General features: G+C 53.1%; 19 protein-coding genes. 10 read left to right on the top strand and 9 right to left on the bottom strand.

Annotated elements, in window-relative coordinates; translation table 11 throughout:
* Window positions 1-65: 65 nt before the first annotated feature.
* From BEA93_RS11145 to thpR, 7 genes are all read right to left on the bottom strand, one after another.
* A complete protein-coding gene (locus BEA93_RS11145; protein ID WP_105224692.1) occupies window positions 66-635 on the bottom strand; it encodes a fimbrial protein in 570 nt (189 codons plus the stop codon).
* 464 nt (window positions 636-1099) lie between these two features.
* Window positions 1100-1579, bottom strand: coding sequence for a 2-amino-4-hydroxy-6-hydroxymethyldihydropteridine diphosphokinase (gene folK, locus BEA93_RS11140; protein WP_000215161.1), 480 nt, complete (start codon window positions 1577-1579; stop codon window positions 1100-1102).
* The gene (gene pcnB, locus BEA93_RS11135; protein ID WP_206196644.1) at window positions 1576-2973 is read right to left on the bottom strand and encodes a polynucleotide adenylyltransferase PcnB; all 1398 of its coding nucleotides are present in this window, start codon (window positions 2971-2973) and stop codon (window positions 1576-1578) included. The genes folK and pcnB overlap by 4 nt, the downstream gene beginning before the upstream one ends.
* Before the next feature lie 59 nt (window positions 2974-3032).
* Window positions 3033-3929 (bottom strand): tRNA glutamyl-Q(34) synthetase GluQRS, encoded by an 897-nt coding sequence (gene gluQRS / locus BEA93_RS11130; protein ID WP_032141541.1) that lies wholly within the window; start codon window positions 3927-3929, stop codon window positions 3033-3035.
* Window positions 3930-3995: 66 nt separating this feature from the next.
* Window positions 3996-4451 (bottom strand): RNA polymerase-binding protein DksA, encoded by a 456-nt coding sequence (gene dksA, locus BEA93_RS11125; RefSeq protein WP_001155227.1) that lies wholly within the window; start codon window positions 4449-4451, stop codon window positions 3996-3998.
* Between the two features lie 177 nt (window positions 4452-4628).
* Complete coding sequence (gene sfsA / locus BEA93_RS11120) at window positions 4629-5333, bottom strand: DNA/RNA nuclease SfsA (RefSeq protein ID WP_000396058.1); 705 nt, start codon at window positions 5331-5333, stop codon at window positions 4629-4631.
* A gap of 16 nt (window positions 5334-5349) precedes the next feature.
* Window positions 5350-5880 carry an RNA 2',3'-cyclic phosphodiesterase gene (thpR, locus tag BEA93_RS11115; RefSeq protein ID WP_001294671.1) on the bottom strand — a complete coding sequence of 177 codons (531 nt, stop codon included), beginning with the start codon at window positions 5878-5880 and terminating at the stop codon, window positions 5350-5352.
* A 73-nt stretch (window positions 5881-5953) separates the two neighbouring features.
* On the opposite strand from thpR, the gene hrpB reads away from it, so the two are divergent.
* The 6 genes from hrpB to fhuB all read left to right on the top strand — a co-directional run bounded on the left by hrpB (window position 5954) and on the right by fhuB (window position 17227).
* On the top strand, window positions 5954-8383 hold the full coding sequence (gene hrpB, locus BEA93_RS11110; RefSeq protein ID WP_105224937.1) for an ATP-dependent helicase HrpB: 2430 nt from the start codon (window positions 5954-5956) through the stop codon (window positions 8381-8383).
* A gap of 148 nt (window positions 8384-8531) precedes the next feature.
* Window positions 8532-11042: a bifunctional glycosyl transferase/transpeptidase gene (gene mrcB / locus BEA93_RS11105; RefSeq protein WP_016262885.1), complete on the top strand. Its 2511-nt coding sequence runs from the start codon at window positions 8532-8534 to the stop codon at window positions 11040-11042.
* 225 nt (window positions 11043-11267) lie between these two features.
* Complete coding sequence (gene fhuA, locus BEA93_RS11100; RefSeq protein WP_000135211.1) at window positions 11268-13511, top strand: ferrichrome porin FhuA; 2244 nt, start codon at window positions 11268-11270, stop codon at window positions 13509-13511.
* A 49-nt stretch (window positions 13512-13560) separates the two neighbouring features.
* Window positions 13561-14358, top strand: coding sequence for a Fe3+-hydroxamate ABC transporter ATP-binding protein FhuC (gene fhuC / locus BEA93_RS11095; RefSeq protein WP_105224938.1), 798 nt, complete (start codon window positions 13561-13563; stop codon window positions 14356-14358).
* Window positions 14358-15248 (top strand): Fe(3+)-hydroxamate ABC transporter substrate-binding protein FhuD, encoded by an 891-nt coding sequence (gene fhuD / locus BEA93_RS11090; protein WP_010378052.1) that lies wholly within the window; start codon window positions 14358-14360, stop codon window positions 15246-15248. The genes fhuC and fhuD overlap by 1 nt, the downstream gene beginning before the upstream one ends.
* Complete coding sequence (gene fhuB, locus BEA93_RS11085; RefSeq protein WP_001517770.1) at window positions 15245-17227, top strand: Fe(3+)-hydroxamate ABC transporter permease FhuB; 1983 nt, start codon at window positions 15245-15247, stop codon at window positions 17225-17227. Before fhuD ends, fhuB begins: the two co-directional genes overlap by 4 nt.
* 34 nt (window positions 17228-17261) lie before the next feature.
* On the opposite strand, the gene hemL is transcribed toward fhuB, so the two are convergent.
* Window positions 17262-18542: a glutamate-1-semialdehyde 2,1-aminomutase gene (hemL, locus tag BEA93_RS11080; protein ID WP_000045318.1), complete on the bottom strand. Its 1281-nt coding sequence runs from the start codon at window positions 18540-18542 to the stop codon at window positions 17262-17264.
* A gap of 165 nt (window positions 18543-18707) precedes the next feature.
* On the opposite strand from hemL, the gene BEA93_RS25700 reads away from it, so the two are divergent.
* Genes BEA93_RS25700 through erpA form a run of 4 tightly spaced genes read left to right on the top strand, consistent with a single transcriptional unit; the run spans window position 18708 to window position 20614 of the window.
* On the top strand, window positions 18708-18755 hold the full coding sequence (locus BEA93_RS25700) for a hypothetical protein (RefSeq protein ID WP_214678600.1): 48 nt from the start codon (window positions 18708-18710) through the stop codon (window positions 18753-18755).
* 11 nt (window positions 18756-18766) lie between these two features.
* On the top strand, window positions 18767-20188 hold the full coding sequence (gene clcA, locus BEA93_RS11075; RefSeq protein ID WP_000845418.1) for a H(+)/Cl(-) exchange transporter ClcA: 1422 nt from the start codon (window positions 18767-18769) through the stop codon (window positions 20186-20188).
* A 23-nt stretch (window positions 20189-20211) separates the two neighbouring features.
* Entirely contained in the window at window positions 20212-20277 is a 66-nt protein-coding gene (yadW, locus tag BEA93_RS25035; protein WP_122983118.1) for a small protein YadW, read from the top strand.
* Entirely contained in the window at window positions 20270-20614 is a 345-nt protein-coding gene (erpA, locus tag BEA93_RS11070; protein WP_001295564.1) for an iron-sulfur cluster insertion protein ErpA, read from the top strand. The genes yadW and erpA overlap by 8 nt, the downstream gene beginning before the upstream one ends.
* A 44-nt stretch (window positions 20615-20658) precedes the next feature.
* Here the strand turns inward: erpA and BEA93_RS11065 are convergent, their stop codons facing one another.
* Window positions 20659-21282: a TRIC cation channel family protein gene (locus tag BEA93_RS11065; RefSeq protein ID WP_000964219.1), complete on the bottom strand. Its 624-nt coding sequence runs from the start codon at window positions 21280-21282 to the stop codon at window positions 20659-20661.
* Window positions 21283-21299 lie beyond the last annotated feature (17 nt).

The following is a 21299-nucleotide window of genomic DNA, read 5'->3' as shown; positions in this document are numbered from 1 at the left end:
CATCTCTAAATCCTGAAACAGGGGATGTAACACATCCCCTTGTGATTTTTACAACGGTAACGCTATTACTGATAAGTCAGGGTATAGGTTGCGTTGGTTTTCACCGGGCCGCTGGTGACGGTTGCGGTTGAAGAAGATTTCACATAGGACGCCATATAGCTGAAGGTGGCGATATGGCTGGTTGAATCGATAGGAGAAGAAATTTTGCTTGAAGGATCGTTTACTTTAACCAGTGCCGGGGTGGTGGCGGAGACATCGTGAAGTGCGATGTTGACACCTTTAGCCGGGCCGCTGATGGAGTTGTCATTTTCCAGAGTACCTTGGGGGGAGCTGTGGAAAGTAGAGGTAAAGCTCATTGTTGCCGTTTTATTTGCGGCTGCATTGGAGCAGTTTACTGAGATGCTGATTGCTGCCGGGTATGCACCCAGCGCTTTGTCATTCAGCGCTGCAATATCACTTGGTTTCGCGGTTTTCAGGGTGATGTTAACATCGTTGCTGCCACCGTTAACGGTTGCCGGGCAGGTTTCATCAGAAACCAGACCGTTGATATTGATTTCACCACCATCCACAGCCATTGCATTACCAGCAGAAAAACAGGACGCTGCCAGAACAACCGCCAGAAGCTTCTTGTTCATTATAATTCTCCATAAAATATTAAATGAGTTAAAAAATGATACGTAAAGTTAATTACGGGATGGGCAATATAATAGGAGTGTGTTTTTTTGTAAAATATTGTTTTTATATTAATGGGCTATTTGTATTTCTATATTAAATATTATTTTTATAATGAATATTATGTGTGGGTTTTTATTTCTGTGATGAATTGTTTGGCGGCAAATATGGCAGGGTAAGTGGATGAAAGATATATATATTCTTTCTATTTCATTTAAATGGCTCTAAATTGTTTTAAAAGTCAATATTTATCATTGTTAGAATAAATTAAATTACATTTAAGATAAAATCATGTGTAATTGATTAAAGTTTGATGTCAAAGCGAACGGGGGAAATAATATTAAATTAGAGGATGTTTTAATTATTTTTTTGTGCGTATTTTTTGTATTACGCGAAAGCGGGGCTAATTAATACAGGAGAACACGTATTACCAAAGAGAAGGGCGCGGAAATTGTGCATCAGTCAGTAACCGGGCAAGCGTGTGGTTATCCGGGAATACGAGACCTGGCGCAATCTCAAACAGCGGCCAGAGCATAAAACCACGATTCTTCATATCATAGTGCGGAACAGTGAGGCGTTCAGTGTTAATCACCGCATCACCAAACAGCATGATGTCGAGATCTAACGTGCGCGGCCCCCAGCGTTCGGCCTTACGAACGCGACCTTGCTGCAATTCAATACGCTGTGTGTGATTGAGTAACTCTTCAGGTGCGAGAGTTGTTTCCAGCGCCACGGCGGCGTTTAAGTAATCCGGCTGATCTTGTGGCCCCAGCGGAGGGGTACGGTAAAACGAAGAAACGGCAAGAATGCGGCTTTCAGGAATTTCACCGAGTGCTTTCACGGCAGCATTGACCTGCTCCAGCGGAGAGGCCAGATTGCTGCCTATGGCAATATATGCCACTGTCATGTGGTGCCCTCGCGACGCGGTGCGCGTTTGCGCGGACGACGAGTACGACGGCGCTGTGCTGGTTCTTCATCCAGCTCGGTGAGCATCCCTTTTTGATCTGGTGGCGCAGAAACCTGGAATTCACCCCACCATTTCGCCAGACGTTGCAGCTCAGCGTTGCGTTCCACTTCTGCACGCAGTGCCAGCAGGTCGTAAGCGGCGCGGAACTTCGGATGCTCCAGCAGTTTCCATGCACGTTTGCCCTGACGACGGGACATGCGCAACTGCAACTGCCAGATATCGCGAGTTAGCGTAGTCAGACGTTTCGGGATCGCCAGTGAACGGCAGGCTTCGTCCAGCACATCGTTCATCGCCAGCGCGAAAGCATCGTGATAGGTAAGGCCGCTCTCTTGCGCGATTTTTTGTGCCGTCTCCAGCAGTGGATACCAGAACATGGCGGCAAACAGGAACGCCGGGTTAACGCGCATATCATTATGGATACGCGTATCAGTATTTTTCAGTACCTGCTCAATCATCCGCTCCATTGGGCTGTCGCCATTTTCCGTGAAGTAACGGGTAATGGTCGGGAACAGCGGCTGGAACAGATGATATTCACACAGCAATTTATAGGTTTCGTAACCGTAGCCTGCTTGTAGAAGTTTGAGTGATTCTTCAAACAGGCGTGCCGGTGGGATATCGTTCAGCAGGGTAGCCAGGCGTGGGATCGGTTCTGCGGTTTCCGGGCTGATACGCATACCCAACTTGGCGGCAAAACGTACCGCGCGCAGCATACGTACCGGATCTTCACGGTAGCGCGTTTCCGGGTTACCAATCAGGCGAATCACGCCGTCTTTCAGATCTTTCATGCCGCCAACGTAATCACGGACGGTAAAATCCGCGACGCTGTAATACAGGCTGTTGATGGTGAAATCGCGGCGCTGGGCGTCTTCTTCGATGGAACCGAATATGTTGTCGCGCAGCAACATGCCGTTTTGCCCACGCTGGGAGGTCGTGCGGTCGCTGACGTTGCCTTCGTGGTGCCCACGGAAGGTTGCGACTTCGATAATTTCCGGACCAAACATCACATGAGCAAGACGGAAACGGCGACCCACCAGACGGCAGTTACGGAATAGTTTGCGCACCTGCTCAGGCGTGGCGTTAGTGGTCACGTCGAAATCTTTCGGCTTTTTGCCAAGTAACAGGTCGCGCACGCCGCCGCCAACCAGCCAGGCTTCGTATCCCGCTTTATTGAGCCTGTACATTACCTTCAGGGCATTTTCACTGATATCTTTGCGGGAAATAGCATGCTGTTCACGCGGGATCACCGTCACCTGTGGACGGGCGACTGCCTGTTCAGCCTCGCTCTCCTCGCGGCTTAGCACCTTGCGGCAAAAATTAGCGACTCGGGTAAAAATAATACACCTCGGTAGTGTCAAACATCATTCAGGACAAAAAAATAGCGGCTAATCATAGCTCAGCATGACGCATTTGAGAATGTTGAATTTACAATTGCCGACTCAGGTACGGCGGTCAGCGTCCAGTTTTTGACGGCTGACTGAAGGATTTGCTCGACGCTGAAATCCTGCCAATGTGTTTCTGCCTGCTGACCAAGAAATTGAAGTGCCGCGATTAGTACCGGGCGCGGGTCGCCTTTTGGTAACGCAGGCGCATGATTCTGCTTGGAAAGTTTAGCGCCTTGTGCGTTAAGCGCCAGCGGCAAATGAATGTAATCTGGCGCTTGCCAGTCAAAAAGCTGGTACAGCGAGATTTGCCGCACTGTGGGTTCAATCAAATCTGCGCCACGGACAATTTCAGTCACGCCCTGGAAGTGATCATCAACCACCACAGCCAGGTTATAGGCAAACAAACCATCACGGCGATGAATAATAAAATCTTCCTGCGCCAGTTTTTCGTCGGCGTGGATAATGCCGCGCAGTTGGTCAGTGAACTGCATGACCGGATGCACCTGCCGAATACGTACAGCCGCGTTGTCCGGGCCATGATGCAATTCACGGCAATGACCGTCGTAGATACCGCCAATACTGTGAATACGCGCGCGCGTACAGGTGCAGTAATAACTTAGTCCTTGCTCACGTAACCAGGCGAGGGCTTCACGATAGGCGTCGTGACGTTGGGATTGCCAGAGAACATCGCCGTCCCAGTGCAGGCCGTAATGTTCCAGTTGGCGCAGGATAGTCTCTGCGGCACCGGGAACTTCACGGGGTGGGTCGATATCTTCAATGCGTACCAGCCAGCGACCTTGCCGGGCGTGTGCTTGCAGATAGCTGCCAAGCGCAGCGATCAGAGAACCAAAATGAAGTTCGCCGGAAGGTGAGGGGGCAAAGCGCCCAATATAGTGTGTGTCTGTCATCTCTTTGAACAAAAAATAAGGCGGGAGCATTTCCCGCCTGTGGTAAACGTGATGGAACAGCTTTAATTAGCCAGCCATCTGTTTTTCGCGAATTTCAGCCAGCGTTTTGCAGTCGATGCACAGATCGGCTGTTGGGCGCGCTTCCAGACGACGAATACCAATTTCAACACCGCAGGATTCGCAGTAGCCGAAATCTTCGTCTTCCACTTTTTTCAGCGTCTTCTCGATCTTTTTGATCAGCTTACGCTCGCGATCGCGGTTACGCAGTTCGAGGCTGAACTCTTCTTCCTGGGCGGCACGGTCTACCGGATCCGGGAAGTTGGCGGCTTCATCCTGCATATGTGTAACGGTGCGATCGACTTCATCCCTGAGTTGATTACGCCATGCTTCCAGAATACGACGGAAGTGCGCCAGCTGGGCTTCGTTCATATACTCTTCGCCCGGCTTCTCCTGATATGGCTCCACCCCAGCGATGGCGAGAATACTCAGGGACGATGTTTTACGGTTTTGCCCTTCTTGCATGTTGCTTCTCCTTAACACGCACTATCGATCCCCATGTTCGGGGGAAAAATGAGGCCGCTATAAATAGCAGATGCTTTTCCGGATAGCAATTATCTAAACGTAACACTTGACAACTGTGTGAGGAAAAGCGTATTTGCGCACGCGACCAGAATGTAAATTAACCAGTTACTTATTCAACTACAGAGTAACGGGCAGTGATTTTTTAAGAGCCATACCTTCAGCAGAAAGTTCCGCCTTATAAGCCAGAATTTCTACCCCCCTCTGTTGAGCCTCTGACAATAGTTGCGCGTATTTCTCATCGATGTGGCGCGCGGGTGAAAACCGTGTAATGGCTGAATGTAGCACGGCGAAAAAAATCACTGCACGCTGGCCTTCAGCCGCTACGCTCATCAACTCCCGAAGATGTTTCTGACCTCGTTCAGTCACTGCATCGGGAAAGTATCCCTGTTCGTTTTCCGCTAACGTAACCGATTTCACTTCAATATAGCAGTCAGGTCGAAACCTCGCCTGTAACATGAAGTCAACACGGCTGCGTTCGGCACCGTATTTTACTTCGCTTTTCAGCGAGCTATAGCCTGACAGCTCCGAAATATTCCCATTAAGGATAGCCTCTTTCGTCAATCTGTTTGCCCAAAGTGTATTGACGCAAATAAATGCACCGTTTTGGCTTTGGGTCAGTTCCCAGGTGTGCGGATATTTCCGTTTTGTGTTGTCGGAAGTTGAATACCAGACGGTATCTCCAGGTGTTGCACAACCGGTCATCGCGCCAGTATTCGGGCAGTGTAGCGTTAATTCCTGGCCATCTGGTGTGATCACATCGGCTAAAAAACGTTTATAACGTTGAACCAGCGTGGCGCGTTGTAGAGGGGGTGAAAATTCCATTGCGATAAAACCCTTGTTATTGCGTCAGTGTCCAGCGTTTTAGCGGCGTGTAGCGTGTGCGTCCTCGGGCAAACGAGGAAGCGTAAAGGGTGAACTCCGTCACCGCATACGACCAGTTAAAGCCAGGCGGCGGGATTGTCACCGCCTCGCTGGCATCGCGCAATAAGGTGATATGCGGATGAAACGGTCGATTGCTTTGAAAACAACCACTGCGCGCTGCTTGTGAACGAAGCATATTCGCCAGTTGGATTAATCCGCGCGGCGGCTGGCGCATACCAAGCCACACCACGCGAGAACGTAGCCACTGACCGGCGTCATCAAGCGTTAGTGTGAAACCGGGTTGACGAATCCGTCCGGCCAAAAGTGAGAGCGCCTTCTCTTTCTCTGCGCTCACTTCGCCTAAAAACGCCAGCGTCAGATGCAAGTTCTCAGCGGCAACCGGACGCCCCGCTTCTGGTGGAAACTGTGCGGCGCGCCAGTGGATAATCTGTTCGCGGATTTCTGCAGGTAAGTCGATGGCAAAGAACAGCCGTTGCGGTTCAGACATGTCAGGCACTCGGTTATGAATTACCGCGATGCTACAATGCGCCGCGAAGAATGTTAACCCTCAGGAGCGTTTTGTGTCGTCGTTGCCCGTTGCTGCCGTCTTACCTGAATTACTTGCCGCCCTCGATTGTGCACCGCAGGTGTTATTAAGCGCGCCGACCGGAGCCGGGAAATCGACCTGGCTGCCGCTGCAACTGCTGGCGCATCCTGGTATTCGCGGGAAAATCATCCTGCTGGAGCCGCGGCGTCTGGCGGCGCGTAACGTCGCGCAACGGCTGGCGGAGCTGCTTAACGAAAAGCCCGGCGATACCGTTGGCTACCGGATGCGTGCGCAAAATTGCGTCGGGCCGAATACCCGTTTGGAAGTCGTTACTGAAGGGGTGTTGACGCGCATGATCCAACGCGACCCGGAACTAAGCGGCGTCGGTCTGGTGATCCTTGATGAGTTTCATGAACGCAGTCTGCAGGCGGATCTGGCGCTGGCGTTGTTACTCGATGTGCAACAAGGGCTGCGCGATGACCTGAAGCTGCTGATTATGTCAGCCACGCTGGATAACGAGCGCTTACAGCAAATGTTGCCGGAAGCCCCCGTTGTTGTTTCCGCAGGACGTTCGTATCCGGTGGAGCGCCGCTATTTGCCGCTGCCTACACATCAACGTTTTGACGAAGCCGTTGCTGTCGCCACCGCCGAATTGCTACGCCAGGAAGCAGGATCTCTGCTGCTGTTTTTACCTGGCGTCGGGGAAATTCAGCGTGTGCAGGAACAACTGGCTTCGCGTGTAGGCAGTGATGTGTTGCTTTGTCCACTGTATGGCGCATTGTCGTTGAACGATCAGCGAAAAGCGATCCTCCCGGCACCACAAGGGATGCGCAAAGTGGTGCTGGCAACCAATATTGCTGAAACCAGTTTAACTATCGAAGGTATTCGCCTGGTGGTGGATTGCGCCCAGGAAAGGATGGCGCGCTTTGATCCGCGAACGGGTCTTACACGGTTGATTACCCAGCGAGTTAGTCAGGCGTCGATGACGCAGCGTGCCGGGCGCGCCGGGCGACTGGAGCCGGGCATTTGCCTGCATTTGATCGCCAAAGAACAGGCGGAACGCGCCGCTGCACAAAGTGAACCGGAAATCTTACAAAGCGATCTCTCCGGTTTGCTGATGGAATTACTGCAATGGGGATGCAGCGATCCGGCGCAGATGAACTGGTTGGATCAACCACCAACGGTGAATCTACAGGCTGCGAAACGCCTGTTACAGATGCTTGGCGCGCTGGATGGCGAACGACTTAGCGCGAAAGGGCAAAAAATGGCGACGCTGGGTAATGAGCCGCGGTTAGCCGCTATGCTGGTGAGCGCGAAGAGTGATGATGAAGCCGCTACCGCCGCAAAAATTGCCGCCATTCTCGAAGAGCCGCCCCGCATGGGGAATAGCGACCTGGAAGTGGCGTTTTCCCGCAATCAACCGGCCTGGCAACAGCGTAGTCAGCAACTGTTAAAGCGCTTAAACGTCCGTGGTGGCGAGGCCGACAGTGCGTTTATTGCGCCGCTACTTGCCCAGGCCTTTGCCGATCGTATTGCTCGTCGCCGTGGCCAGGATGGTCGTTATCAACTGGCGAACGGTATGGGAGCAATGCTGGACGCGGATGATGCCTTAAGCCGCCACGAGTGGTTGATCGCTCCTTTGTTATTGCAGGGCAGCGCCTCGCCGGATGCGCGAATTCTACTGGCGCTACCGGTCGATATTGATGAGTTAGTGCAACGCTGCTCACAGCTATTACAGCAATCTGACACCGTTGAATGGGACGATGCACAAGGTACGCTGAAGGCCTGGCGTCGGTTGCAGATTGGTCAGCTCATAGTAAAAGTACAGCCGCTGGCGAAACCGTCGGAAGATGAATTACATCATGCAATGCTCAACGGTATTCGCGATAAAGGTCTAAACGTTCTTAACTGGACGCCGGAAGCGGAGCAGCTACGCTTGCGTTTGCTGTGTGCTGCAAAGTGGTTACCGGAATATGATTGGCCAGCAATGGATGAGGCGAGCTTGCTGGCGTCGCTGGAAACGTGGCTGCTGCCACATATGGCCGGCGTACATTCGCTGCGTGGCCTGAAATCTCTTGATGTTTATCAGGCGCTGCGCGGATTACTTGATTGGGGAATGCAGCAACGTCTGGATAGTGAATTGCCTGCGCATTACACTGTGCCGACGGGAAGCCGGATCGCCATTCGTTATCATGAAGATAACCCACCCGCGCTGGCGGTGAGAATGCAAGAGATGTTTGGCGAAGCCACTAATCCGACTATCGCTCAGGGGCGCGTGCCGCTGGTGCTGGAATTGCTTTCACCCGCCCGGAGGCCGCTGCAAATCACGCGTGATTTAAGTGCCTTCTGGCAGGGAGCGTATCGCGAGGTGCAAAAAGAGATGAAAGGGCGTTATCCCAAACACGTCTGGCCGGACGACCCGGCGAATACCGCACCGACGCGACGGACGAAAAAGTATTCGTGAGGTTGGTAAACGGGCACGGGCAGTCCCTTCGCCCCGGTTCTCTCCCATAGGGGGAGGGCGAAAAGTACTTTGAGAGATATCTTCTTCTGTCTTGTCACAGAAGAATAGAAAATCGGGCTTTTGCGCCTGAATATTGCGGAGAAAATGTATGGCCGGGAATGACCGCGAGCCAATTGGACGCAAAGGGAAACCGACGCGTCCTGTCAAACAAAAGGTAAGCCGTCGTCGCTATGAAGATGACGACGATTATGATGACTATGAGGATGAAGAACCGATGCCACGCAAAGGTAAGGGCAAAGGGCGTAAGCCTCGTGGTAAACGCGGCTGGCTATGGCTGCTACTGAAACTGGGGATCGTATTTGCGGTGTTAATCGCCGTTTACGGTGTTTATCTCGATCAAAAAATTCGCAGCCGTATTGATGGCAAGGTGTGGCAATTGCCAGCGGCAGTTTATGGTCGGATGGTAAACCTTGAGCCAGACATGACCATCAGCAAGAACGAGATGGTGAAATTGCTGGAGGCCACGCAATATCGTCAGGTGTCGAAGATGACCCGTCCTGGCGAATTTACCGTGCAGGCCAACAGCATTGAGATGATCCGCCGTCCGTTTGATTTCCCGGATAGTAAAGAAGGGCAGGTGCGTGCGCGTCTGACTTTTGAGGGCGATCATCTGGCGACTATTGTCAATATGGAGAACAACCGTCAGTTCGGTTTCTTCCGTCTTGATCCGCGTCTGATCACCATGATCTCCTCACCAAACGGCGAACAGCGTCTGTTTGTGCCGCGTAGTGGCTTCCCGGATTTGCTGGTAGATACTTTGCTGGCGACAGAAGACCGTCATTTCTACGAGCATGATGGTATCAGTCTCTACTCCATTGGACGTGCGGTGCTGGCGAACCTGACCGCCGGGCGCACGGTGCAGGGGGCGAGTACGCTGACTCAACAGTTAGTGAAGAACCTGTTCCTCTCTAGCGAACGTTCTTACTGGCGTAAAGCGAACGAAGCCTATATGGCGTTAATCATGGATGCGCGTTACAGCAAAGACCGCATTCTTGAGCTGTATATGAACGAGGTATATCTCGGTCAGAGCGGTGACAACGAAATCCGTGGTTTCCCGCTGGCAAGCCTGTACTACTTTGGTCGTCCGGTAGAAGAGTTGAGCCTTGATCAGCAGGCGCTGTTAGTCGGTATGGTGAAAGGTGCGTCTATCTATAACCCGTGGCGCAACCCGAAACTGGCGCTTGAGCGACGTAACCTGGTACTGCGTCTGCTGCAACAGCAGCAGATTATTGATCAAGAACTCTACGACATGTTGAGCGCACGTCCGCTGGGCGTACAGCCGCGCGGTGGGGTGATCTCTCCGCAGCCTGCCTTTATGCAACTGGTGCGCCAGGAGTTGCAGGCGAAACTGGGCGATAAAGTGAAAGATCTCTCTGGCGTGAAGATCTTCACTACTTTTGACTCGGTGGCTCAGGACGCGGCAGAAAAAGCCGCCGTGGAAGGCATTCCGGCACTGAAGAAACAGCGTAAGTTGAGCGATCTGGAAACGGCGATTGTGGTTGTTGACCGCTTTAGCGGTGAAGTTCGCGCGATGGTCGGTGGCTCCGAACCGCAGTTTGCGGGTTACAACCGTGCGATGCAGGCGCGTCGTTCGATTGGATCACTGGCAAAACCAGCGACCTATCTGACGGCCTTAAGCCAGCCGAAAATCTATCGCCTGAATACGTGGATTGCCGATGCGCCAATCGCGCTGCGTCAGCCTAACGGTCAGGTCTGGTCACCACAGAACGATGACCGCCGTTATAGCGAGAGCGGCAGAGTAATGTTGGTAGATGCGCTGACCCGTTCGATGAACGTGCCAACGGTGAATCTGGGGATGGCGTTAGGGTTACCTGCGGTAACGGACACCTGGATTAAACTGGGCGTGCCGAAAGATCAGTTGAATCCGGTTCCGGCAATGTTGCTTGGGGCGCTGAACTTAACGCCAATCGAAGTGGCGCAGGCATTCCAGACTATCGCCAGCGGTGGTAACCGTGCGCCGCTTTCTGCATTGCGTTCAGTCATTGCCGAAGACGGTAAAGTGCTCTATCAGAGCTTCCCGCAGGCGGAACGCGCAGTTCCGGCACAAGCGGCGTATCTGACGCTATGGACCATGCAGCAAGTGGTGCAACGTGGTACTGGTCGCCAATTGGGAGCGAAATACCCGAATCTGCACCTGGCGGGCAAAACCGGGACTACCAACAACAACGTTGATACCTGGTTTGCGGGCATTGACGGCAGCACGGTGACCATCACCTGGGTTGGCCGCGATAACAACCAGCCGACTAAGTTGTACGGTGCCAGCGGGGCGATGTCGATTTACCAGCGTTATCTGGCTAACCAGACGCCAACGCCGCTGAATCTTGTACCGCCGGAAGATATCGTGGATATGGGCGTCGACTACGACGGCAACTTTGTTTGCAGCGGTGGAATGCGTATCTTGCCGGTCTGGACCAGCGATCCGCAATCGCTGTGTCAACAGAGTGAGATGCAGCAGCAGCCGTCAGGCAATCCGTTTGATCAGTCTTCTCAGCCGCAGCAGCAGCAACCTGCTCAACAAGAGCAGAAAGACAGCGACGGCGTGGCGGGCTGGATTAAGGAAATGTTTGGTAGTAATTAACATTTAACTGTGACCTACCGGATGGCGTGCCGCCATCCGGTAAAATAACATCCTTCCAAAAGCATTAACCCTTTCTTTTCATCTGATTGTTTATTGACCCTTTGGTTGCTTCTCTGATGGGTACTGCTTGCCATCGTCTCGCCGTTTCGAATATTATTTCATCTTTATAATAATCATTCTCGTTTACGTTATCATTCACTTTCACTTTACATCAGAGATATACCAATGGCGCGTTACAAAACTGCTCAGCCAAAACACTCGCTGCGTAAAATCGCAGTCGTAGTAGCCACAGCGGTTAGCGGCATGTCTGTTTATGCACAGGCAGCGGTTGAACCGAAAGAAGAGACTATCACCGTTACCGCTGCACCTGCGCCGCAAGAAAGCGCATGGGGGCCGGCAGCCACTATTGCGGCGCGACAGTCAGCCACCGGTACTAAAACAGATACGCCGATTCAAAAAGTACCGCAGTCTATTTCTGTGGTCACAGCCGAAGAGATGGCGCTACACCAGCCGAAGTCAGTAAAAGAAGCGCTTAGCTATACGCCAGGGGTTTCGGTCGGTACGCGTGGTGCGTCCAACACTTATGACCACCTGATCATCCGTGGTTTTGCTGCAGAAGGCCAAAGTCAGAATAACTATCTGAACGGCCTGAAGATGCAGGGTAACTTCTATAACGATGCGGTTATCGATCCGTATATGCTTGAGCGCGCTGAAATCATGCGTGGTCCTGTTTCCGTGCTTTACGGGAAAAGCAGCCCGGGTGGCTTGTTGAATATGGTCAGCAAGCGCCCGACTACCGAACCGCTGAAAGAAGTTCAGTTTAAAGCTGGTACTGACAGCCTGTTCCAGACTGGTTTTGATTTCAGCGATGCGCTGGATGATGACGGCGTTTATTCTTATCGTCTGACCGGTCTTGCGCGTTCTGCTAATGCCCAGCAGAAGGGCGCAGAAGAGCAGCGTTATGCTATTGCTCCTGCGTTCACCTGGCGTCCGGACGATAAAACCAATTTCACCTTCCTTTCTTACTTCCAGAACGAGCCGGAAACGGGCTATTACGGCTGGTTGCCGAAAGAGGGAACCGTTGAGCCGCTGCCGAACGGTAAGCGTCTGCCGACCGACTTTAACGAAGGTGCGAAGAACAATACCTATTCTCGTAACGAGAAGATGGTGGGCTACAGCTTCGACCACGAATTTAACGACACCTTTACGGTGCGTCAGAACCTGCGTTTTGCTGAAAACAAAACCTCGCAAAACAGCGTTTATGGCTACGGTGTCTGCTCCGATCCGGCGAATGCTTACAGCCAGCAGTGTGCAGCTATAGCACCTGCGGATAAAGGTCACTACCTGGCGCGGAAATACGTTGTTGATGATGAGAAACTGCAAAACTTCTCTGTTGATACCCAGTTACAAAGCAAATTCGCCACTGGCGATATCGACCATACTCTGCTGACTGGCGTCGACTTTATGCGTATGCGTAATGACATCAACGCCTGGTTTGGTTACGACGACTCTGTGCCGCTGTTGAATCTGTATAATCCGGTGAATACCGATTTCGATTTCAATGCCAAAGACCCGGATAACTCCGGCCCGTACCGCATCCTGAATAAGCAGAAGCAAACAGGCATTTACGTTCAGGATCAGGCGCAGTGGGATAAAGTACTGGTCACTCTGGGCGGTCGTTATGACTGGGCAGATCAAGAATCGCTTAACCGCGTAGCGGGAACGACTGACAAACGTGATGACAAACAGTTCACCTGGCGTGGTGGTGTTAACTATCTGTTTGATAACGGCGTAACACCGTACTTCAGCTATAGCGAATCGTTTGAACCTTCTTCTCAGGTCGGGAAGGATGGTAATATTTTCGCACCGTCTAAAGGTAAGCAGTACGAAGTCGGCGTGAAATACGTACCGGAAGATCGCCCAATCGTGGTGACGGGTGCACTGTATAATCTCACCAAAACTAACAACCTGATGGCAGATCCTGAGGGTTCATTCTTCTCGGTTGAAGGTGGTGAGATCCGCGCGCGTGGCGTAGAAATCGAAGCAAAAGCGGCGCTGTCGGCAAGTGTTAACGTGGTCGGTTCTTATACCTACACCGATGCGGAATACACCACCGATACTACCTACAAAGGTAATACGCCTGCGCAGGTGCCAAAACACATGGCTTCTCTGTGGGCTGACTATACCTTCTTTGACGGCCCACTTTCTGGCCTGACGCTGGGTACTGGCGGTCGTTATACTGGCTCCAGCTACGGCGATCCGGCTAACTCCTTTAAAGTGGGAAGTTATACGGTAGTTGATGCGTTAGTGCGTTATGATCTGGCGCGAGTTGGTATGGCTGGCTCCAACGTGGCGCTGCATGTTAACAACCTGTTCGATCGTGAATACGTCGCCAGTTGCTTTAACACCTATGGCTGCTTCTGGGGCGCAGAACGTCAGGTCGTTGCAACCGCAACCTTCCGTTTCTAATTTTCGCTTTGGGCACGGATTTCCGTGCCCGCTTCACAAGTTGGCTGTTATGCAGGAATACACGAATCATTCCGATACCACTTTTGCACTGCGTAATATTTCCTTTCGTGTGCCGGGGCGCACGCTTTTGCATCCGCTGTCGTTAACCTTTCCTGCCGGGAAAGTGACCGGCCTGATTGGTCACAACGGTTCTGGTAAATCCACACTGCTCAAAATGCTGGGACGTCATCAGCCGCCGTCGGAAGGCGAAATTCTTCTTGATGCCCAGCCGTTGGAAAGCTGGAGCAGTAAAGCCTTTGCCCGCAAAGTCGCTTATTTGCCGCAGCAGATTCCTCCGGCTGAAGGGATGACCGTGCGCGAACTGGTAGCGATTGGTCGCTATCCGTGGCACGGCGCGTTGGGGCGATTTGGCGCGGCAGATCGCGAAAAGGTCGAAGAAGCCATCGCTCTTGTCGGCTTAAAACCACTGGCGCATCGGCTGGTGGATAGCCTTTCTGGCGGTGAACGTCAGCGAGCGTGGATCGCCATGCTGGTGGCGCAGGATAGCCGATGCCTGCTGCTGGATGAACCGACCTCGGCGCTGGATATCGCTCATCAGGTTGACGTGTTGGCGCTGGTGCATCGTTTAAGCCAGGAACGCGGCCTGACGGTGATTGCTGTGCTGCACGATATCAATATGGCGGCGCGTTACTGTGATTATCTGGTCGCCCTGCGCGGCGGTGAAATGATTGCTCAGGGAACGCCTGCGGAAATTATGCGCGGCGAAACCCTCGAAATGATTTATGGCATCCCGATGGGTATTTTGCCGCATCCGGCGGGTGCCGCACCTGTGAGTTTTGTTTATTGATGAGCGGCTTACCTCTTCTTTCGCGTCGTCGACTGTTAACGGCGATGGCGCTTTCTCCGTTGTTATGGCAGATGAATACCGCTCGCGCGGCGGCGATTGATCCGCATCGTATTGTGGCGCTGGAGTGGTTGCCGGTGGAACTGCTACTGGCGCTCGGCATCATGCCTTACGGTGTGGCGGACACCATTAACTATCGACTGTGGGTCAGCGAACCGCCATTACCGGAATCGGTGATTGACGTTGGTTTGCGTACAGAACCTAACCTCGAACTACTGACCGAAATGAAACCGTCGTTTATGGTCTGGTCGGCAGGATATGGCCCTTCGCCAGAAATGCTGGCACGCATTGCACCGGGGCGCGGATTTAACTTCAGCGACGGCAAACAGCCACTGATGATGGCGCGTAAATCACTGACGGAAATGGCGGATTTGCTCAACCTGCAAAGCGCGGCAGAAAAGCATTTAGCGCAATATGAAAAATTTATCCGCAGTATGAAACCCCGCTTTGTAAAGCGTGGAGCGCGCCCGTTATTGCTGACGTCGCTTCTCGATCCGCGCCATATGCTGGTCTTCGGTCCAAACAGCTTGTTCCAGGAAATTCTCGATGAGTACGGTATTGTGAATGCATGGCAAGGGGAAACCAACTTCTGGGGCAGCACCGCGGTCAGTATTGATCGTCTGGCGGCGTATAAAGATGTTGATGTGCTGTGTTTTGATCACGATAACAGTAAGGACATGGACGCGTTAATGGCGACACCGCTGTGGCAGGCCATGCCGTTTGTCCGTGCAGGGCGTTTTCAACGCGTACCCGCAGTTTGGTTCTATGGCGCGACGCTTTCGGCAATGCACTTTGTGCGCATTCTGGATAACGCCATTGGAGGCCAGGCGTGAGTAAACGAATTGCGCTTTTTCCGGCGTTATTGTTGGCGTTGCTGGTGATTGCCGCTGTGGTGCTCACCTGGATGAACTTCTCGCATGCGCTGCCGCGTAGCCAGTGGACTCAGGCAATCTGGTCGCCGGATATTGACGTCATTGAGCAGATGATTTTTCACTACAGCTTGCTGCCGCGTCTGGCTATTTCGCTGCTGGTTGGCGCGGGTCTGGGGCTGGTTGGCGTGCTGTTTCAGCAAGTGCTACGTAACCCGCTGGCGGAACCGACCACGCTTGGCGTCGCAACGGGCGCGCAACTGGGGATTACCGTCACCACGCTGTGGGCGATTCCTGGTGTGGCGGCAAGTCAGTTCGCCGCGCTGGCGGGGGCTTGTGTGGTTGGCTTAATCGTCTTTGGCGTCGCGTGGGGTAAACGCCTTTCGCCAGTGACGTTGATCCTCGCGGGTCTGGTCGTGAGCCTTTATTGCGGGGCAATCAACCAGTTACTGGTCATTTTTCATCATGACCAGTTGCAAAGCATGTTCCTGTGGAGCACCGGTACGCTGACGCAAACCGACTGGGGCGGCGTTGAACGTTTATGGCCGCAGTTACTGGGCGGCGTGATGCTGACATTGCTACTACTGCGCCCGTTAACCCTGATGGGGCTTGATGATGGCGTGGCGCGCAATCTGGGGCTGGCACTGTCGCTGGCGCGTCTGGCTGCGCTGTCTCTGGCGATTGTTATCAGCGCCTTGCTGGTGAACGCGGTCGGGATTATCGGCTTTATCGGTTTGTTCGCGCCGCTGCTGGCGAAAATGCTGGGCGCGCGTCGTCTGCTGCCGCGGCTGATGCTGGCGTCACTGATTGGGGCACTCATTCTCTGGCTTTCCGATCAGATAATTCTCTGGCTAACCCGCGTATGGATGGAAGTTTCCACCGGATCGGTCACTGCACTGATTGGTGCGCCGCTGCTGCTATGGCTGCTGCCACGTTTACGCAGCATTAGCGCGCCGGATATGAAGGTTAACGATCGGGTCGCGATTGAACGCCAACATGTGCTGGCGTTTGCCCTCGCTGGTGGTGTGCTGCTGCTGATTGCCGTAGTGGTGGCGCTGTCGTTTGGTCGTGATTCGCAAGGCTGGACGTGGGCGAGTGGGGTACTGCTTGAGGATTTAATGCCCTGGCGCTGGCCGCGAATTATGGCGGCACTGTTTGCAGGCGTGATGCTGGCAGTGGCTGGCTGTATTATTCAGCGGCTGACCGGAAACCCGATGGCAAGCCCCGAAGTGCTGGGGATCAGCTCTGGTGCGGCGTTTGGCGTAGTGCTGATGCTGTTTTTGGTGCCGGGCAACGCCTTTGGCTGGTTGCTGCCTGCGGGAAGTCTCGGTGCGGCGGTGACGCTGTTGATCATTATGATCGCCGCCGGGCGCGGTGGATTTTCACCACATCGGATGCTGCTGGCGGGGATGGCATTAAGCACCGCGTTCACTATGCTGCTGATGATGTTGCAGGCGAGCGGCGATCCACGTATGGCGCAAGTGCTGACCTGGATTTCCGGTTCGACCTACAATGCCACCGATGCGCAGGTCTGGCGCACCGGAATTGTGATGGTGATTTTGCTGGCAATTACGCCGCTGTGCCGTCGCTGGCTGACCATTTTACCGCTGGGTGGTGATACCGCACGAGCCGTGGGGATGGCGCTGACGCCGACGCGAGTTGCGTTGCTGATGCTGGCGGCCTGTCTGACGGCGACCGCGACAATGACCATTGGGCCATTGAGTTTTGTTGGTCTGATGGCACCACATATTGCACGGATGATGGGCTTTCGACGGACGATGCCGCACATTGTGATTTCGGCGCTGGTGGGTGGTTTGCTGCTGGTGTTTGCGGACTGGTGCGGGCGGATGGTGTTGTTTCCGTTCCAGATCCCGGCGGGATTATTGTCGACGTTTATCGGCGCGCCGTATTTTATTTATTTGCTGAGAAAGCAGAGCCGTTAATAAAATGCCTCGCCCGGTGGGCGAGGCAAAATCATCACAACTTAGCAAACACCCGACGTGCGGCATCGATGGTGTTATTGATATCTTCCATGCTGTGCGCCACGGACATAAAGCCCGCTTCAAACGCTGACGGTGCCAGGTAAACACCTTCGTCCAGCATCATATGGAAGAAACGCTTAAAGCGTTCCACGTCACAGGCCATTACGTCCTGATAACACGTCACTGACCCGGCATCGGTAAAGAAAATACCGAACATGCCGCCAACGTGGTTCACAACCAGAGGAATCCCCGCTTCTTCTGCCGCTTCCAACAAGCCTTCCGCCAGACGTGTTGTCAGCTCATCCAGCGTCTCGTGAACACCCGGCTGCGCGACTTCATTCAGACAGGCGAAACCGGCTGCCATCGCAATTGGGTTACCGGAAAGTGTACCCGCCTGATACACCGGGCCGGTCGGGGCCAGCGCATCCATCACATCACGACGGCCGCCGAAGGCACCAACAGGCATCCCGCCGCCAATGATTTTGCCCAGACAGGTGAGATCCGGCACGACACCGTAATAATCCTGTGCGCCCGCCAGCGCCACGCGGAAGCCGGTCATTACTTCATCAATGATTAGCAACGCGCCAAACTCGTCACACAGCGCGCGCAGACCCGGCAGAAACTCCGGCAACGGCGGAACGCAGTTCATGTTACCGGCTACCGGTTCAACGATAATACAGGCAATTTCTTCCGGGTACTGCTCAAACGCGGCGCGCACAGACGCCAGATCGTTATAGGTACAGGTTAAGGTATGTTTGGCGAAATCCGCCGGAACGCCCGGAGAGTTCGGTTGACCCAGCGTCAGTGCGCCAGATCCTGCTTTCACTAACAGACAGTCGGCGTGGCCGTGGTAACAACCTTCGAATTTAATGATTTTATCGCGGCCGGTAAAACCACGGGCGAGGCGGATAGCGCTCATCGTCGCTTCGGTGCCGGAGTTCACCATACGCACCATATCCATCGTCGGCACCAGTTCGGTCACCAGTTCCGCCATTTTTACTTCCATTTCGGTCGGCGCACCAAAGCTCAGACCGCGCCCGGCGGCTTCAATTACTGCGTTACGGATCGCCGGGTGGTTATGGCCCAGCACCATCGGCCCCCAGGAACCGACATAATCGATATACGCTTTGCCATCAACATCGTACAGATAAGCGCCGTCCGCTTTTTCGATAAACAGTGGAGTGCCGCCCACGCCGGTAAAAGCGCGAACAGGGGAGTTCACACCGCCAGGGATCAGCTCGCGCGCTGCGCTGTAAAGATTTTCAGACTTACTCATGGAGGGTTCCTGATTCGTAGAAAAAGTGAATGGCTGCTATTCTATGTTATTCATAACAAGTTAAATACTCGTCAAGCATCAGGTTGCTTGTACTGCGGCAACCCGGATTTCTAAGAGTATAAAAGTTTTGCGCATTTGAAACATTACGCTTTGCAAAGGATTTTCATCGAACGAGCGAGTAGAATGCCGTCATCTTATTTGTATGACCAATAAGTGATCATTGGATGAAAACTGATACACCCTCTTCTGAAATACCGCAGGCTGCGCGTCTGCGACGTAGACAACTGATTCGTCAACTTCTTGAGCGCGACAAAACGCCATTAGCCATTTTGTTTATGGCTGCGGTCGTCGGCACCCTTGTCGGGCTGGCGGCAGTAGCTTTTGACAAAGGCGTCGCCTGGTTGCAGAACCAACGTATGGGCGCGCTGGTACATACTGCCGATAATTACCCACTTTTGTTGACCGTCGCTTTTCTCTGTTCGGCGGTGCTGGCGATGTTCGGTTATTTTTTGGTGCGCAAATACGCGCCGGAAGCAGGTGGTTCGGGTATTCCGGAAATTGAAGGCGCGCTGGAAGATCAACGTCCCGTCCGCTGGTGGCGTGTATTGCCGGTGAAGTTCTTTGGTGGTCTGGGAACGCTGGGCGGTGGCATGGTGCTGGGACGCGAAGGGCCAACCGTACAGATCGGCGGTAACATTGGCCGCATGGTGCTTGATATTTTCCGCATGAAAGGTGATGAAGCTCGTCACACGTTGCTGGCAACCGGTGCGGCGGCGGGGCTGGCGGCGGCCTTTAACGCGCCGCTCGCGGGCATTCTTTTTATTATCGAAGAGATGCGTCCGCAATTCCGCTATACGCTAATTTCGATTAAAGCGGTATTTATTGGCGTCATTATGTCGACCATTATGTACCGGATATTTAATCACGAAGTCGCGTTAATTGACGTAGGTAAACTCTCTGATGCGCCGCTCAATACGCTCTGGCTTTATCTGATCCTCGGTATTATTTTTGGTATCTTCGGCCCTATTTTTAATAAATGGGTGCTGGGGATGCAGGATTTGTTGCACCGTGTGCACGGCGGCAATATCACGAAATGGGTGCTGATGGGCGGTGCGATTGGCGGCCTGTGTGGCTTGCTTGGTTTCGTTGCGCCAGAAACTTCGGGCGGCGGTTTTAACCTGATTCCTATCGCGACAGCAGGGAATTTCAGCATGGGAATGCTGATTTTTATTTTTGTTGCGCGGGTGATCACCACGCTGCTCTGCTTTTCTTCTGGTGCACCGGGCGGTATTTTCGCCCCGATGCTGGCGCTTGGTACGGTTTTGGGAACGGCATTTGGCATGGTCGCTACGGAACTGTTTCCGCAATATCACCTTGAAGCAGGGACATTTGCTATTGCTGGAATGGGCGCGTTACTGGCGGCATCCGTTCGTGCGCCGCTAACCGGGATAATATTGGTACTTGAGATGACAGATAACTATCAGCTCATTTTGCCAATGATTATTACTGGTCTTGGCGCAACACTATTAGCACAATTTACCGGCGGAAAACCGCTATACTCAGCGATTCTTGCCCGCACGCTGGCAAAACAGGAAGCGGAACAACTGGCGCGAAGCAAGGCCGCGGCTGCCAGCGAGAATACTTGAACGAAATACCAGGGTATTAGATAATGGCGCTTATTATTGGGTTAGAATTTGCCCAATTGCCGATGTCGTTTGGAGCAAAATATGAGTGATGACGTAGCACTGCCGCTGGAATTTACCGACGCAGCAGCCAACAAAGTTAAAAGCCTGATCGCTGATGAAGATAACCCGAATCTGAAGTTACGCGTGTATATCACTGGTGGCGGTTGCAGCGGCTTCCAGTATGGTTTCACCTTTGATGATCAGGTGAACGAAGGCGATATGACTATCGAAAAACAGGGCGTAGGCCTGGTGGTTGACCCGATGAGTCTGCAATACCTGGTCGGCGGTTCCGTTGACTATACCGAAGGTCTGGAAGGTTCACGTTTCATCGTGACCAACCCGAACGCGAAAAGCACCTGCGGTTGCGGTTCTTCCTTCAGCATCTAATCTGCTTTTAATATGCCGGATAACCTATCCGGCATATCTTCTCTTCAACGTCCATTATCATCCAGTGCAAACGTCGGTAGTTTAAGATGCCAACGGATAGCTGCCAGCCGAATCAATAGCGTTACAACCATCCCCATCATACTGGCTGTTTCCAGCGGTACGGAGAACGTGTAATGGGCTGTAGCGTGGACAATACCGCCGATAATGCAGGCCGTCGCGTAGATTTCTGTGCGTAATATCATCGGGATTTCACGCGCCAGTACATCCCGGATGATCCCGCCGCCAACGCCGGTGATCACCCCCATACAAACGGCAATCAGTGGGCCTGCTTCCGCATTAAAGGCTTTGTTGACACCAATACCAACAAACACCGCCAGGCCAACCGCGTCAAGCACAGGCAGCATCCATTTTGGTAAGCGTCTTGGCTGGCGTACCAGAACGATAGTCAACATACTGGTCACCATCGCGACGACCAGGTCTGTGGGATCTTTCACCCAAAATACCGGACCGTGATCCAGCGCCATGTCGCGAATTGTCCCGCCACCTACTGCGGTAACCACGCCCAGAACCAGGACGCCAAAAGGGTCCATACGCAATTTTCCGGCCAGCAAAACGCCGGAGATGGCAAATACCGCTGTGCCGACTATATCCAGCCAATAGACGAGCATTTCTCAATCCCCACTGA

Origin of the sequence: Escherichia sp. MOD1-EC5950 (genome assembly GCF_002965345.1) — a bacterium.
Classification (GTDB): Bacteria; Pseudomonadota; Gammaproteobacteria; order Enterobacterales; family Enterobacteriaceae; genus Escherichia; species Escherichia marmotae.
This window is presented reverse-complemented; position numbering and strand designations above follow the sequence as displayed.

Coding starts and splice junctions, on each gene's coding strand:
- BEA93_RS11145 (WP_105224692.1), bottom strand. CDS start 635: ATGAACAAGAAGCTTCTGGCGGTTGTTCTGGCAGCGTCCTGTTTTTCT.
- folK (WP_000215161.1), bottom strand. CDS start 1,579: ATGACAGTGGCATATATTGCCATAGGCAGCAATCTGGCCTCTCCGCTG.
- gluQRS (WP_032141541.1), bottom strand. CDS start 3,929: ATGACAGACACACACTATATTGGGCGCTTTGCCCCCTCACCTTCCGGC.
- dksA (WP_001155227.1), bottom strand. CDS start 4,451: ATGCAAGAAGGGCAAAACCGTAAAACATCGTCCCTGAGTATTCTCGCC.
- sfsA (WP_000396058.1), bottom strand. CDS start 5,333: ATGGAATTTTCACCCCCTCTACAACGCGCCACGCTGGTTCAACGTTAT.
- thpR (WP_001294671.1), bottom strand. CDS start 5,880: ATGTCTGAACCGCAACGGCTGTTCTTTGCCATCGACTTACCTGCAGAA.
- mrcB (WP_016262885.1), top strand. CDS start 8,532: ATGGCCGGGAATGACCGCGAGCCAATTGGACGCAAAGGGAAACCGACG.
- fhuA (WP_000135211.1), top strand. CDS start 11,268: ATGGCGCGTTACAAAACTGCTCAGCCAAAACACTCGCTGCGTAAAATC.
- fhuC (WP_105224938.1), top strand. CDS start 13,561: ATGCAGGAATACACGAATCATTCCGATACCACTTTTGCACTGCGTAAT.
- fhuD (WP_010378052.1), top strand. CDS start 14,358: ATGAGCGGCTTACCTCTTCTTTCGCGTCGTCGACTGTTAACGGCGATG.
- hemL (WP_000045318.1), bottom strand. CDS start 18,542: ATGAGTAAGTCTGAAAATCTTTACAGCGCAGCGCGCGAGCTGATCCCT.
- clcA (WP_000845418.1), top strand. CDS start 18,767: ATGAAAACTGATACACCCTCTTCTGAAATACCGCAGGCTGCGCGTCTG.
- erpA (WP_001295564.1), top strand. CDS start 20,270: ATGAGTGATGACGTAGCACTGCCGCTGGAATTTACCGACGCAGCAGCC.
- BEA93_RS11065 (WP_000964219.1), bottom strand. CDS start 21,282: ATGCTCGTCTATTGGCTGGATATAGTCGGCACAGCGGTATTTGCCATC.